Below are 14,631 nucleotides of genomic sequence, written 5' to 3' on the forward strand. Positions count from 1 at the left end.
GGCTTTTTTATGTCTGCGAGTAAAACACGCTATAATTCAAAAGATTTATTTGTAATTTAATATCCCATGCCATTTACGATTTCAAGTTTGGTCAGTTATGAAGAAGACATTAAGAAAAGTCGATTTCAGGCATTTGCAGTTCCTGTAGAAAATGAGCAGGACGTTAAAGATTTTTTAGAAGCTTATAAAGATATTAGTACCACCCATCAATGTTGGGCATGGAAAATCGGTCATCAGGTTCGATTTAATGATGATGGTGAGCCATCAGGTACCGCAGGTCGTCCTATTTTAGCCACCATTGAAGGTAATGAACTAACTAATGTACTCGTATTAGTCAACCGATGGTATGGTGGTATTAAACTCGGTACAGGTGGTCTTGTCCGTGCATATGGCGGTTGTGCAGGGCAATGCTTACTTTTGGCTGAGAAAATTGAGCTGATAGAAAAGCAGAAAGTGAAATTCCATTGCCTTTTTAATGAATGGGCAATTTTTCAATATGAATTGAATCAGCAAGGTATTGAATATACAGAAACGTATCAAGCTGATGGGGTATCTGTAGAAGCGCAAATGCAAACACATCAAATCCAACCCTTTGCACTCAAAGTTCAAGATGTAAGTCGTGGACGTGAACGTTTAATAATTGTTGAAGAGCCACAAGATGACTGAACAAGATCCATTACTTAAATATCGTGAACAACATAAGCATCGTTTAAATTATATGCCTTGGCTATATTGGTCATTAAAACCTAAAAATCGAGTATGGGCTGACCAGTGGCAACAAGAATATCAAGATTATTTGCGTGAAATGGAAACTGTAGAAATTGGCAAAAACTGTTTTATTTCGCCTTTAGCGCATATCTTTGCTGAGCCGGGTCGCAAAATTACCATTGGTGATAATTGTTTTATTGCAGCAGATTGTACGCTACATGGACCACTTGAGATTGGTCATGAAGTTGCAATTAACCATCACTGTATTTTAGATGGTGGGCGTGCAGGGATTAAATTAAATGATCAGGTACGTATCGCGGCGTATTGTCATCTTTATGCCTTTGATCACGGTATGGCATTAGATGAAGCGATTTATAAACAACCTGTCAGATCGCAAGGAATTGAGATTGGACGAGATGTTTGGCTGGGTGCGCATGTGGGTATTAAAGATGGGGTTAAAATTGCCGACCAAGCCATTGTAGGTATGAATAGTATGGTGACCAAAGATATTGGAGAAAGAATGATTGTTGGGGGAATCCCGCAAAATTTATCCGATATCGTGAATAAAACTATTTTCATTTGAATAAGATGAGCAAAGGATGGCTCATCTTTAGCGTAAAAATAACATAATCTACAAGATCGGCTACAGAATCTATTCCATTTCTCTAAGTCCTTGTGATAAGTTTAAAAATAAGCACAATTTTAATTATAAAAGTGAGGCTAACATGAAACGTGTCATTGCCTGTATTGATTCTTCGCCATGTATTCAAGCCTTGGCTGAAGCCGCTGCGTGGGTTGCGAAACAAACTAATCGTGAGTTGGTACTTTTACAAGTACTCGATTACTATCCTGCTAGTTATCACTTGGGTGAAATTAGCGGTGTGATCGGCTTTGAAAGTAATGCCATGTTGCTCAAAGAGCTTGCAGAATTAGAGCAAAAACAAAGTGAAATCGCACTCGATTATAGTAATAATTTATTGAAGCATATTTCTGAACGAATTCTTGATAAATATGGTCTAGAAACCACACATTTGCAGGAAAAAGGCGATTTTCTCGAGCAAAGTTTTCAGTTAATTCAGCCTGATGATATTGTTGTGATTGGTCGCGTGGGTGAACGTTCTGCAGAAAAGAATAAAGCCATTGGTACCAATGTCGAAAACTTTATTCGTGGTGCAAATTGCACGGTGATGACCGTTGGCGATACCTTTAAGCCACCAACACGTTTCATTTTTGCTTATGAATATTCACCAACCTGTGTGAAGATGATGAAACGTATTGCGGAAAGTGATCTATTACGTTTATTACAGTGCCACTTGTTGTATGTGGGTGATCATAAGGAAATCTTACAAGAGCCTTTGCAATATTTAACTCAGGCGGGTCTCGATGTCATTCCTGAATATCGTTATGGTGACCCTGCAGAAAATATTCTGTCTTATCAGCAAGAACAGGGAATACAATTGATTGTGCTTGGTGCATTTAGTCACAGTAAAATCAAACAATTCTTCTTGGGTAGCATTGCAACAACGATTTTCAGGAAATCAAAAGTGCCACTCTTGGTTGCTAAATAAAGTAAAACTTGAGTTAGATAAAATTTGACTAAAATTGATTTAAAAATAATCAGAGTTATCCTCATAAATTGTGGATAACTCTGTGTTTAAATTATATAAGTATATGTTTTTTATTTAAAATATATTATAGATTGCTTTTTATACAAATAAGATTACTTAACGATTGCCAATGCAAAACCATCATGACCTTTGCTGCCTACAGTCTGTAAAGCTGTACAAGAAAGGATCTTAGGATGGTCTTGAAGTGCTTCAAACATCCCGCGAATACCTTCAATACTTGGCTTTTTATTTTCAGGATTAATGATTTCACCTGCGCGGATCACATTGTCTAAGAAGATAATAGTTCCAGAATGTGAAAGTCCTAAAGCAAGCTCTAAATACTCAGGATAGCTTTGTTTGTCAGCATCAATAAAGATAAAGTCGAATGCTTCTGTATCCTCAGGTAATGCTCTTAACACGTCAGCTGCACGACCTACTTTTAGCTCAACAGTTTGCTCCAGATTGGCACGATCAATATTTTCCTGACCCATTGCAGCGTGAGTATCACGACCCTCAATGGTTAAGATATAACCATCTTTAGGAAGGGCACGCGCCAGCCACATCGTACTATATGCTGCAAATGTACCGAGCTCTAACACGCGTTTACAGTGATTCATTTGGATCAGCATCTGTAACAACATACCCTGATTAGGTGCTACCGCTAAATGATCTGGAAAACCATGATTCGCCGTATTTTCGAGGGTCTGAGTAAGAATTTGATCTTCAGGAATTAAATGTGAATCAATGTAGCTGTCAATGTCTGTCCACATTTGTTGCATAGTTTTAAGCACCTTATTTACGATGGGTGCATTTTAAACCTTTCCGCTAATTGCGCAATTTATTGTTCTATATGTGCTGAAAATTTATACATTACAACAGAAAACTTGTCCATTGTAATGTAATTGTCATTCTTTAGTAATTACACATTGAGCTTCTTCGGCTCAAATCAGGTCCCCAAGTTCGATAGCCTTGAGTATCGATATGGATTTGACCTGTTGCATAAAGACCTAAGCCCATATTTAGACTTTGACCATATTGCATCCAGAATTGGCACAAACGGAATTTGGTATTTTCGATATATGCATAATCTTCTGGTTGAGGATTGGCTGGACCAATACGAAAATCAATCGCAGAATTATATAAATGGCGTGAAGAACTTGCGCCACCCGCACATTGGTTTAAAGGTAAGTCACGGTATACTGAGGTTACTTCAAAGTCAGTTAAAATTTTTGCTGCGACTAAATATTTAAACACACGTAAAGTTGGAATCTGGTTTTTCCATAGTTCCTGATTTGGCACCATATATTGTGAACGCCCACAGCGTTGCCAATCTCGCGCAGTTCTTAAGAGTTCAAAACTAGGAATGATATGACCCACACCATTCTTTTCTAGAAAGACCTCATATTCACGTACACGTGAAAGGTTTCCAATCATTGAAGTCCAGTTGGTATAGGCATAAGGAACAGTTTTTGGCGCGACTTTACGGTCGTAGTAAACCGATTCTTGCGGAATATAGATGCGTTTACCATCTAGCGTGGTGATACTTTGTCCTGGTTTCTTAGGGCTGCTGGAACAACCCACCAAAACAGCAGGGATTACCAAGCAGCTGAGTAATCCCTTAAAAAAATGCTTCATTATAGAAATCAATTATTTATACACTTTAACTATTTTAGTCTATATTTGCGAAGAAAATGGGGAATTTTTGCAATGAAATGTGTTTGGTTGGTATAAAAAAAGATCAGGCTAAGCTGATCTTTTTTAAAGTCTAGATAAATTACTTTTCTAAGTATTGTAATTTATCAGTTTTACCGTTCCATTCTTCACGGTCGGCAGGTTGATCACCAATTTGTGTGATGTTCGGCCATTTTTGTGATAATTCAGCATTGAGTTCAATAAAGACTTCTTGACCTTCAGGCAGTTCATCTTCAGAGAAAATAGCATTAGCAGGGCACTCAGGTTCGCATAGCGCACAGTCAATACATTCGTCTGGATTAATCACAAGGAAGTTAGGACCTTCATAGAAACAATCTACTGGGCAAACTTCAACACAGTCTTGGTATTTACATTTAATACAGTTTTCAGTGACAACGAAGGTCATGGCGACAGCTACCTAAAAATATGGTTCTAATAACGAATGCTGTATTTTAGGCAAAAAAGTAGGTAACTAACAATTCCTTTTATTGATATTTATTATATACAGGGCTGTTATTTTTGAAAAAAACTGCTCATTTTGAATGATTCTAGAGTAATGAGAATCATCATCAAATACAAGCCTTCATTTTGACCTGTATTTGATGATGTGGGGTGCCTTTTTAGAGCAGATCTTTTAATGCATAAAGCTGTTGCAGTGCTTCACGTGGACTTAGATTATCGACATCCATATTGCTTAACAGATCAATAGCTTTAGATTTTTGTGGCACTTCGACAATTTTCTCTACAACCTGAATTTCAGGCTGAGCAAATAAATCGTCTTGGATACGTGGTGTTTTCACTTGGTTTTGCTGTTTTTCCAAAATTGCTAGACGTTTTTGAGCATCTTGAATCACGGCATCTGGAATACCGGCAAGTTTAGCAACTTGTAAGCCATGACTTTGACTTGCGGGACCTTTTTGAACTTTATGCAGCAAAATTAAGTTGCCGTTCAGTTCTTTGGCCGTTACATGGTAATTATCAATGCCGACTTCTTTGTCTAATTCTGTTAATTCAAAGTAATGGGTCGCAAACAGACATAAACATTGAATACGTTTAGTTAAGTCGAGTACGCAGGCCCACGCCAACGATAGACCATCGTAAGTACTGGTACCACGACCCACTTCATCCATCAACACTAAGGATTGATTGCTCGCATGGTGCAAAATTTGAGAGGTCTCGGTCATTTCCACCATAAAGGTTGATTTACCAGTAGATAAGTCATCTGCTGAACCAATACGGGTAAAAATACGGTCAATTGGACCTAAAGTAGCAGATTTTGCTGGCACATATGATCCGCTATACGCCAAGAGAGCAATCAACGCAGTTTGACGCATAAAGGTTGATTTACCGCCCATATTTGGACCGGTAATAATCGCCATACGATGATTATAGTCAAGTAAAGTGTCATTTGGGGTAAATGCAGTTTTGCTTAAAGATTCCACCACAGGGTGGCGACCGGCTTGAATATGCACCCCAATATCAGGGCTAAAACTTGGACGTGCCCAATTCTTAAGACGGGCTTGATGGGCAAAATTAGCCAACATATCAATGTGTGCGATCGCTGAGCTCATCATTTGCAGATTTGCAATATCTGCACGGAGTTCATTCAGTAATACTTCAAACAGCATTTTTTCTCGCGCCAATGCACGTGATTCGCTTGAAAGTACTTTATCTTCAAAGGCTTTAAGTTCAGGTGTAATGTACCTTTCGGCATTTTTTAATGTTTGACGGCGAATATAATGATCTGGTGCTTGTTCAGACTGAGCACGGCTTAACTCGATATAGTAGCCGCTGACACGGTTATAACCAATTTTTAAAGTAGAAATACCGGTTTGTTCACGCTCTTTAATTTCAAGATCGATTAAGAATTGTCCTGCGTGATCACGAATTTGGCGTAGTTCATCTAATTCACTATCGAAACCTTCAGCGATGACATTGCCATCACGTAAAAGTACGGGTGGATTTTCTACGATTGCTGCCATTAAATGTGCATGTAGTCCATGGAAATCACCCAATTCTTCATTGAGCTGCGTCAATAAAGTCGATTGGTTTTGACTGATAATGGGTTTTAAAGCATGTCTTAGAAATGGAATTTGCGCACATGCCTGACGCAGTTGAACTAAATCTCGTGGACGGGCACTACCTAAAGCCACACGACTGAGTACACGTTCAATATCACTAATTTCTTTCAAGACCAAACGGACAGGAGCTTCATGGAAGCCATCAATGAAGGCTTGGATAGCGTCTAGACGTGCATCTAAAATGGCAGTATCACGTAAAGGCTGCATCAATGTACGACTGAGCAAACGGCCGCCCATAGCTGTTTGGCAATCATTGATTAGTTGGAAAAGCGAAGTGCCATGTTCAAACAAGGGATCAATAATTTCTAAATTACGACGTGTTACTGGGTCAAGCGCAATAAATTCTGAGCTTTGCTCAAGCTTAATGGTTCGAATATGCGGTAGAGCGGATTTTTGCGTATCTTTCGCATAGTGAATTAATGCCGCAGCGGCAGCTTTCGCTAAAGGCAGATGATCAATCCCAAAGCCAGATAATGTGCTGATAGCAAATTGGTCACAAAGGGTCTTTTGCGCATTATTTAAATTGAAATCCACATTGGGACGACGTGTGATTGGGACTTCAAGTTGTTGTTTTAATAGATCTGTTAAGGCGGTGTCATTTAAGTTTTCATCAATTACAATTTCGCTTGGCATCAAACGACCAAGTTCGATCATCAGTTGGTTCAGATCATATTTTTGTTGCTGAACTTTAAAGATCCCTGCACTTAGATCGAGAAGTGCAATCCCGATTTGATCATGTTGTAAACATAATGAAACCAAGTTTGAAGATTGATGTGCACCCAATAGTGCATCATCAGTTAAAGTACCGGGTGTTACGATACGTACCACACCACGTTCAACAGGCCCTTTTCCTGTGACTTCTCCAATTTGTTCACATATCACCACAGTTTCGCCACGTTTGACTAAACGTGCTAAATAACCTTCAGCAGCATGATAGGGTACGCCTGCCATTGGAATGGGTTGATCATGCGCTTTGCCACGATGGGTTAAAGTAATGCCTAATAATTTTGCAGCTTTATGTGCATCTTCAAAAAATAGTTCATAAAAGTCACCCATACGATAAAACATCATCGAATGTGGATGTTGCATTTTGACTGACATATATTGCTGCATCATCGGTGTAAGAGATGAAAGATCAGTCATAACTTCAGAACTGGTCATTGAAGAAAAATCCTTAATTGAAAGCAAAGAATAGCGTGCTGGCAGCGTGATATGGACATCATCTATATTATGAATTTATGCACAGATTGATTGAGTTCACGCTATTCTTGAAAGAGAAAAATAATGGTTTTAAGTCTATCAAAATTCATTTTTATAAAGAACAAAATTTATAGATCAAATCACATGAATAAATTGGGAGTGACACCTTTTATAGGATTAAAGCACTTGAATATTTTTAAGTATGGTGGCTGATGCATTGTGATAGCGATTACGCCCCATAAGCTTGGCTTGATATAGCGCTTCATCTGCCTTACGAATAAACGTATTTAGCTTGTCTTGCGCAGTTGGAATAATGGTAGCGCAACCAATACTAATGGTGACATGTGGGGCGACCAAACTTGAAGGATGGGGAAGAGCCATTTCATTAATTTGTTGAATCAGAATTTCAGCAATTAATTCAATTTGGTGTTCATCAATTTCTGGGAACATTAATAAAAATTCTTCACCCCCGTAGCGGGCTGCCAATTCATAGCTTCTGGATGTCACGACTTTTAGATGATCAGCGATAATTTGTAAGCATTGATCACCAGTCACATGTCCAAAGTGATCGTTATAATTTTTAAAATAATCAATATCGACCATCATAATACTCAGCGGTGTTTGATGTCTGAGTGCAAAACGCCATTGCTGATCTAGTCGATAATCCAAATAACGTCGATTCGCAAGCCCTGTTAATGCATCGACTTGGCTTAAACGTTCGAGTTCCAAGGCTTGTTCGGTTAATTCATTTTTATTGAGTTCAATAATGCAATTTTGTAAATAGTTTTCCCGATGTTGTCGGTCAATTGCATAGGCAATAGACATACCGAGAAAACTGCTAAAGGTATAAGTACGGTTTAAGAAAGTCCAATCAATGTCATAATTTAATCTTGAAGCCACCAAATAGCCAATAAGCCCGCCACACCAACCAGCAATAATGGCATTATAAAAGCGCATACCGACAAAGCTATAAATAATCACGACGGCATACATCATGGCGGCATGAAGCAGCGCATTTTCTTGTTGTAATCCAATAATAGGAATCACGACAAATGAAATGGCAACAGCCAACATAGAGCCAAGGGTGGTATAAAGATCAAAATATTGGTTAATCCTTTTAATGAAGGACATAATCCATGCGATTAAAATAATAATACCGACCCATGCATATAAACTTAGCCATTGTACGACCACGTCCGAGTCAGGAATGGTGATATAAATACCATAACTTAAGAATAAATAAAGAATAAGAATAATAAGGCCACGAAAACGAAATTCATATGCCGCTTCTTCTTTATATTGGGTGCGATAAATAGACTCAAGTTCAGCGCTGAAATGAACGTAATTCAACCCTCTCACAATAAGAGCATTTACTTTTTCACGACTTATAACTCTTGAGCCGACTAATTTCATGCTTAAGCCATATTTAATAATTTATAATTTATAATAGAATGAATTAATAAATTCTATTAATGTGTTTATATTTATTTAGCATAAACTATTAAAAATGCTCAAGTAACAAAATGATAAAATTGTATCGATCTATAAAATATATTCAAAATTATGTGAATAAGAAAACAATAAAATAAGCAATTACATTTTTTAATATTATTTAATTTGCTATATAAAAATATATGGATGATGATTAAAAAGTTATAAAGTAAAAATTAAAAAGAAATATTAATACCGTGATGTACTCATTAATTTAAATAATTGCGAGATGGGTGGGTAATAAAAATGACGCAACTAAAAAATAGATACGAAAAAGTCTTAGAAATCACTGCACATGAAGCATGGTCGCAGAAATTTTGGGATGATCTTACACCGAGTAAGGATCGTATTAGCCAGCATCCATTTTTTAAAGCCATGGCAGATGGGAGTTTAAGTGTTGAAAGCTTTCGTTATGCCTTAACCAACTTTTATCCACTGGTTGCTCATTTTCCATCCTACATGGGGCTCGCATTGTCAAAAGCTACCGCTTTCCATTTACCAGGTGTAACTGAAACGCGAGATTGGTTAATCCAAAATATTAAAGTGGAAGAACGTCATTTGGATTGGTATCGCGATTGGGCTGCAGGCTTTGGTGTAGATGTGCAAAGTTTAGATGAAATTGAGCCGCCGCCTGCCATGAATGCTGTAAATCATTTCTTATGGAACATTAATACGCGTGGTAGCTTGGTGGAATGTTTAGCTGCGACCAATTTAGCGATTGAGTGGGCGACAGGTGATTGGAGTTGCCAAGTATACGCAGGTATTGAAAAATATAAGCTTCACCCAGAAGTTAATGTAGATAAACGAACTTTAGCATGGCTGCGTGCACATGCACATTATGATGATTTACATCCTTATGAAGCCATGGAACTGATTAAACGACTTTGTGGGGATAATACTGAGCTTCAGAAAAAAGCATTTCATGCAGCGAAAACGGGGCTGGCGTATTACGAGCTTGCTTTAGACGAATGCCTTAAAATGCAAAGCAATTATAAAAAAGCGATTTAAAAAAACAGCTGAGATTTCTCAGCTGTTTTTTATTTGTATTTAAGGTTTATACAAACCTAATTCGACAAGATGTAATCGCAGAATTCGACGTAATTCTAAAATGGCTTCAGGTGTTTCTTGTATCGAATGTCCGCCTTTGATGATTTTTTCTGAAATTGCGCCGTCTAAGTGAGCACTCTTGTACGGCACAATGTCATCCGTCATGACATTAATATCATCTAAACCTGTGGTATTGCCCATGACAGAGTGGAATTTAAAGCCTTTATAGGGTACGACATCTCGAGTGAGCATAGTAAATTTGGAGTTCTTGGATAAATCACTTGGACCATTTTGAACCATTCCATGTCCCAATTCTTTGACGAAATCATCCAGCTTAATATCACCTTGCAAAGTATCTGCAAATGCACCTAAAAAAGCACCTGGTAATTTAATGATTTTACGTGCAGCAAGGGTAAACCAGCGATCTGCATAATCCGTTCCACGATGTGGTGAAGCTAAGAAAATACCACGACTAAAATTAGGCACAGGTTGGATATTTAAGCGAGCTTTAAACAGTGGATTATTTTTAAATTGATCTAGGCGACGATTATTAATTAATTTCTCAGCATCTTGCGTTAGATCCGCCTGACTCACTAAAAGTCTTGAAATAATCCCACCCATACTATGCCCAATAATAACAGCATCTTTTGCAGCAGTTGACTGACCTGCAACCTGTCCAAATGCTTGTTTCACAATACTGTAAATTTGAAAACGACTTTCTAAAATTGGCATGTTTGTCGAGTAGAACACTTGCCATACTTGGTAATGCTCACGAAGAATTGGGTCACCCATGACATCGTTGGTTAAACGAATCCAAGCTTCTGGGCTGCTGGCAAGACCATGTACCAATACAATGACTTTTTTATTGGGGTTAAATGGTTCCAGCATATAAAGATGCGGCATCAACACATGATCATCACGGTCGATCAAACTTAAGTAAGCAGAACGCCCAAGGTTATTTTCAGCAAGCCATAGTCCATACGGTGCCGAGAAATTTGCTGCCAGCGGGTATTGCTTGCCTGCGACACGTACATTTTCATTTTTGTAGGGATCATACAGGTGTAGATGAAAATCTTTGGATTTTAAGATGTCATCAATGGTTTTTTCATTTTGTGGCTGTGCTGTAATTGTTGCAGCGAGATAGCGCGCATCATGGATATTGGGGTTGATATTATTTGGATATTTATAGTTGAGAGGATCGACAATATATTTGGATTTAAGTGCAGCATTACTTTTGTCTTCAGGCAGAACTACTAAAAACTCTGAGCCAAAACCATCACGACGGGTAATCGAACGTAAGCCTGAGAAGTTCATATTATAGGTCGAAACCAGTTGTTCCATCTTTTTGTCTTTGACTTGAGGGTAATGGTCAAAATTAAGATGGTAAGTACTGTCAACAATTTTAAGCTGTCGACTGGCTTCATGACTCTGATGACGCTCATCATAGGCATGAATCAGATGTGCAATGGCTAAATTATAAAAATCACGAATCTGAACTTGTCGGTTGTCAAAAATCCGATCTTGCGGTGCACGCTGGGTTTTAAACAAATAGGCGTAACTATAGCGAATACTTTGATCGAGCATTGCTAATTGTTGATCGATACATTTTTCCTGATTTTTCTTTTGTAATTGTTTTTTTTCTTCAGATTGGGTTTTGTTTAAAATCCCTGGTTTACAGTCAGAAGATTTCGCTAATTCGAGTGATTTAGCTAAAAACAGTTCACTTGAAGCAGAATATAACTGTTCATCTAAAATCTGAGGGATTTTTCGAAGCTCTTCAACACATTGAGCAGGTTGGTCCATACAATTTTTGGCTTCACGTCCTGTCATTGACAGTACATTTAAGCTGGCTTCACTGAGTTTATCGCGGGTTAAAATACTGTCACGCTCATTGCTGATACTGACATTGATGGCTTGTTTTTTAACACTGACCACCTGACAACCACTCAGTGAGGTCATCAATAGTAAAGAGCATATGACCCATGCTTTATTTATTTTATTCTGCATAAAAATTCTACTGCTCAATTCATTCAGATTAATTTTCATATTTTACTTATATTTATATATTAAAAAAGACTGCCGAAGCAGTCTAATTTGTAATTTTAAGCAAATGCTCGGGATTACTTTTTCGGTGTCATTACTTGCCAAACATTCCAGCGACCTTGTTTTTCAATTTCTTGAATTAAACGGTCTGCAACTTCAGCTTCTTGTGGATATTTCACCTTATAGTTTTTCAAAGTCTGGATGGCATTTTTCTTATTTTCCATCGCAATGTAGTTGTTGGTTGCAGAAAGGTATGCTTCCTGAACACCCGCTTTCATTGCTTTGTCTAAATAAGGAATGGCTTCACGTTGACCACCGCCTTCAGATAAACCAAAACCAAACCAGAAGTTGACTTCAGCATCATCTTTGTTAATTTTAAGAATACGCTGTGCATAATTTAAAGATTTAGTGGTATAGACAGAACCTAAATCAAGATTACGTGCCATCACACTTGCTTTAAATGCACGAACAAGAATATCAAATGATGCATTCGTTGGTGCTGCAAGAGTATCTAGTTGTTGAGTCACTTCTTTAAGTTTTGCTTCGAAACCTTTACGTTCTTGACGTTCAGTAAAACGAGGTGGGTAGTGACGTGCTTTACCTTCAACAAGTTGTAAAAACTCATCAATTTCCGTGATGTCAATTTCGTTGTCGCCTGCAAGAGCAGCATAACGTACTGAACGTGTATTGCTAGTCACTGTAGGAATAATCAGTTTATTGACATCAAGAGTAAGTTTTTTACTTGGATCATCACTACGATTCACCACCATTTTAGTTACCGGTTGAGCTGCAGCTTTTTGTAAGTGCACTTCAAATTCAGGTGGTTCATTATAGTTAAATGGGTTTAACGCATAGAAAGGTGCAGTGAGCTCAGGCTCTTGGAAGATCATTGCATCTTTAGATTGGTTATTGTGTTTTGGTGTCGTTGAACAAGCTGTAATACCGAGTGCTAAAATAGCAAGTGCCAATGGCTTAAATGTCATGATGTCCGTCCATTTGTGTTATTTTCTAAAAAAATTGCATGTTGGTCAGTCTAAAAAAGTTAATACCAACATGCAAGTATCAGCGTGTTACATATTGAAGTCAGTTTGATCAAGCTTTGGACTGACTGGTTTGCGCTTCGCATTCACGACGCGCTTCGTCTAAGATTTTCAGTTCTTCTTTACTAAAAGGCTGTGTCTCCGCTTTATTTTTCTTGAAAGTAGGATCAAGTAAAGACAAGCGATTGCACAAGGTATTCATACGTTTTTCATTTTGCTGAATACGATCGAGTAAAATGCGCATACCTTCCAGAATCGGATCTGATTGATCTTCAGTTGCTGCATAAGGTTGGAAACCGATACTTTGTGCATAGTCGCGACGACGTGTTTCAGCATCCTCAGTCGATTTATCTTTAGTGATAAAGCGCGCAGGGTTACCCACAGCAGTCGTATTGGCAGGAACAGGTTTCGTCACTACGGCATTTGAGCCAACTTTGGCATTTTTGCCGACAGTAAAAGGACCAAGGATTTTTGCACCTGCGCCAACCACCACGCCATCTTCCAAAGTTGGATGACGTTTGCCTTTGTTCCAAGTTGTGCCACCTAGGGTAACACCGTGGTAAAGGGTAACATCGTCGCCAATTTCAGCAGTTTCACCAATGACAACACCCATGCCGTGATCGATGAAAAAACGACGACCAATTTTGGCGCCGGGGTGAATTTCAATACCTGTTGCAAAACGGCTAAATGAGGATAATGCGCGAGCTGTGCCTTTACAGTCTTTATTCCATAATTCATGTGCAACACGATGCATAATAAGTGCATGGATGCCAGGATATGTAGTTAAGACTTCTAAGGTATTGCGTGCAGCAGGATCGCGCGCAAAGACAGCTTGAATATCCTCTTTGAGCTGTTTTAGCATTAGATTTAATCCTTGTTCTGAGTAGATGTATCAGATGATTTTTGCCATGTACCGTTATTGAGGGCTTGGACACGACTGAAAATACCACGAAGTAAATGATATTCCATACGATCTAATTGTATACGTCCGAATAAGCGACGCAAGCGTAATGGCAATAATCGTGGATTTTTTGGATCCATAAATTCAATTTCTGCCAACATTTTTTCCAAATGCGGGTAGAACTGTTCCATTTGCTCATGGGTCACCAATGGTTCATCCCATTCCATTTCAACGCCATCAATTACTTGCATGGTCGCTTTTGGATCTTGCGGATGTTCTACATGCTCCATCGCAGCCATACGTAATTCATAGCAAATTACTTGAATTGCTTGAGCAACGTTAAGTACGCCGTAATCGCTATTGACCGGAATGGTTAAATGATAGTTGGCCATTGCCAATTCTTCATTGGTTAAACCACGGTCTTCGCGACCGAATAAAATCGCAACTTCTTGTTGATCTACCGCAACTGAGCTTAAGGCTTTTTCAGCAGCAGGACGAACATCAAGTAAAGGCCAAGGAATAGTACGGCTACGTGCACTGGTACCAAACACGATTTGACAGTCTTTAATCGCTTCTTCAAGCGTATCCACGATTTCAATCTGATCGATTAAATCAGTTGCACCTGCAGCGAGGGCATCAATATCTGGATGAGGGTAAGTTTTCGGTGCAACCAATACGAGCTTAGAAAGCCCCATCGTTTTCATCGCACGTAAAGCGCTACCAATGTTTGCAGGTAAAGTGGTGTTCACCATGACAATACGCACATGGGAGAGATGTGCTGAAACTGCAGCATTGTCAATTTGACTCATGATGTTTCCAAA

At 38.6% G+C, this 14,631-nt stretch carries 12 protein-coding genes and 1 pseudogene; 4 read left to right on the forward strand and 9 right to left on the reverse strand.

What is annotated here, in order from left to right; translation table 11 throughout:
* Positions 1-66 precede the first annotated feature (66 nt).
* The 3 genes and pseudogenes from A3K93_RS05040 (at position 67) to A3K93_RS05050 (ending at position 2,276) form a co-directional block, all read left to right on the forward strand.
* Positions 67-666 (forward strand): IMPACT family protein, encoded by a 600-nt coding sequence (locus A3K93_RS05040; protein ID WP_067729496.1) that lies wholly within the window; start codon positions 67-69, stop codon positions 664-666.
* Positions 659-1,275, forward strand: a pseudogene (locus A3K93_RS05045) (DapH/DapD/GlmU-related protein). Before A3K93_RS05040 ends, A3K93_RS05045 begins: the two are co-directional and overlap by 8 nt.
* A gap of 158 nt (positions 1,276-1,433) precedes the next feature.
* Positions 1,434-2,276 (forward strand): universal stress protein, encoded by an 843-nt coding sequence (locus A3K93_RS05050; RefSeq protein WP_067729497.1) that lies wholly within the window; start codon positions 1,434-1,436, stop codon positions 2,274-2,276.
* Positions 2,277-2,428: 152 nt separating this feature from the next.
* Here A3K93_RS05050 and A3K93_RS05055 read toward each other — a convergent pair whose 3' ends face one another.
* The 5 genes from A3K93_RS05055 to A3K93_RS05075 all read right to left on the reverse strand — a co-directional run bounded on the left by A3K93_RS05055 (position 2,429) and on the right by A3K93_RS05075 (position 8,701).
* Positions 2,429-3,094 (reverse strand): O-methyltransferase, encoded by a 666-nt coding sequence (locus tag A3K93_RS05055; RefSeq protein WP_067729498.1) that lies wholly within the window; start codon positions 3,092-3,094, stop codon positions 2,429-2,431.
* A 133-nt stretch (positions 3,095-3,227) separates the two neighbouring features.
* Positions 3,228-3,950 (reverse strand): D-Ala-D-Ala carboxypeptidase family metallohydrolase, encoded by a 723-nt coding sequence (locus tag A3K93_RS05060; protein ID WP_067729499.1) that lies wholly within the window; start codon positions 3,948-3,950, stop codon positions 3,228-3,230.
* Between the two features lie 139 nt (positions 3,951-4,089).
* On the reverse strand, positions 4,090-4,413 hold the full coding sequence (fdxA, locus tag A3K93_RS05065) for a ferredoxin FdxA (RefSeq protein ID WP_067729501.1): 324 nt from the start codon (positions 4,411-4,413) through the stop codon (positions 4,090-4,092).
* Between the two features lie 214 nt (positions 4,414-4,627).
* A complete protein-coding gene (gene mutS / locus A3K93_RS05070) occupies positions 4,628-7,249 on the reverse strand; it encodes a DNA mismatch repair protein MutS (RefSeq protein ID WP_067729503.1) in 2,622 nt (873 codons plus the stop codon).
* A gap of 216 nt (positions 7,250-7,465) precedes the next feature.
* Positions 7,466-8,701 (reverse strand): diguanylate cyclase, encoded by a 1,236-nt coding sequence (locus A3K93_RS05075; protein WP_067729505.1) that lies wholly within the window; start codon positions 8,699-8,701, stop codon positions 7,466-7,468.
* Positions 8,702-9,025: 324 nt separating this feature from the next.
* Between A3K93_RS05075 and A3K93_RS05080 the strand changes: the two genes are divergently transcribed.
* Positions 9,026-9,787, forward strand: a complete 762-nt coding sequence (locus A3K93_RS05080) for a TenA family transcriptional regulator (protein WP_067729507.1) — start codon at positions 9,026-9,028, stop codon at positions 9,785-9,787.
* Positions 9,788-9,826: 39 nt separating this feature from the next.
* On the opposite strand, the gene A3K93_RS05085 is transcribed toward A3K93_RS05080, so the two are convergent.
* The 4 genes from A3K93_RS05085 to A3K93_RS05100 form a co-directional block, all read right to left on the reverse strand.
* A complete protein-coding gene (locus A3K93_RS05085; RefSeq protein ID WP_067729509.1) occupies positions 9,827-11,833 on the reverse strand; it encodes an esterase/lipase family protein in 2,007 nt (668 codons plus the stop codon).
* A gap of 113 nt (positions 11,834-11,946) precedes the next feature.
* Positions 11,947-12,852, reverse strand: coding sequence for an ABUW_2363 family tetratricopeptide repeat lipoprotein (locus A3K93_RS05090; RefSeq protein ID WP_067729511.1), 906 nt, complete (start codon positions 12,850-12,852; stop codon positions 11,947-11,949).
* Positions 12,853-12,961: 109 nt separating this feature from the next.
* A complete protein-coding gene (gene cysE, locus A3K93_RS05095; protein WP_067729513.1) occupies positions 12,962-13,771 on the reverse strand; it encodes a serine O-acetyltransferase in 810 nt (269 codons plus the stop codon).
* Positions 13,772-13,776: 5 nt separating this feature from the next.
* Positions 13,777-14,619: an RNA methyltransferase gene (locus tag A3K93_RS05100; protein WP_067729515.1), complete on the reverse strand. Its 843-nt coding sequence runs from the start codon at positions 14,617-14,619 to the stop codon at positions 13,777-13,779.
* Positions 14,620-14,631: the final 12 nt, after the last annotated feature.

Source organism: Acinetobacter sp. NCu2D-2 (genome assembly GCF_001647675.1).
GTDB lineage: Bacteria > Pseudomonadota > Gammaproteobacteria > Pseudomonadales > Moraxellaceae > Acinetobacter.

Bases quoted from the DNA above. Each gene is read 5' to 3' on its own strand.
- A3K93_RS05040 (WP_067729496.1), top strand. From the start codon at position 67: ATGCCATTTACGATTTCAAGTTTGGTCAGTTATGAAGAAGACATTAAG.
- A3K93_RS05050 (WP_067729497.1), top strand. From the start codon at position 1,434: ATGAAACGTGTCATTGCCTGTATTGATTCTTCGCCATGTATTCAAGCC.
- A3K93_RS05055 (WP_067729498.1), bottom strand. From the start codon at position 3,094: ATGCAACAAATGTGGACAGACATTGACAGCTACATTGATTCACATTTA.
- A3K93_RS05060 (WP_067729499.1), bottom strand. From the start codon at position 3,950: ATGAAGCATTTTTTTAAGGGATTACTCAGCTGCTTGGTAATCCCTGCT.
- fdxA (WP_067729501.1), bottom strand. From the start codon at position 4,413: ATGACCTTCGTTGTCACTGAAAACTGTATTAAATGTAAATACCAAGAC.
- mutS (WP_067729503.1), bottom strand. From the start codon at position 7,249: ATGACCAGTTCTGAAGTTATGACTGATCTTTCATCTCTTACACCGATG.
- A3K93_RS05075 (WP_067729505.1), bottom strand. From the start codon at position 8,701: ATGAAATTAGTCGGCTCAAGAGTTATAAGTCGTGAAAAAGTAAATGCT.
- A3K93_RS05080 (WP_067729507.1), top strand. From the start codon at position 9,026: ATGACGCAACTAAAAAATAGATACGAAAAAGTCTTAGAAATCACTGCA.
- A3K93_RS05085 (WP_067729509.1), bottom strand. From the start codon at position 11,833: ATGCAGAATAAAATAAATAAAGCATGGGTCATATGCTCTTTACTATTG.
- A3K93_RS05090 (WP_067729511.1), bottom strand. From the start codon at position 12,852: ATGACATTTAAGCCATTGGCACTTGCTATTTTAGCACTCGGTATTACA.
- cysE (WP_067729513.1), bottom strand. From the start codon at position 13,771: ATGCTAAAACAGCTCAAAGAGGATATTCAAGCTGTCTTTGCGCGCGAT.
- A3K93_RS05100 (WP_067729515.1), bottom strand. From the start codon at position 14,619: ATGAGTCAAATTGACAATGCTGCAGTTTCAGCACATCTCTCCCATGTG.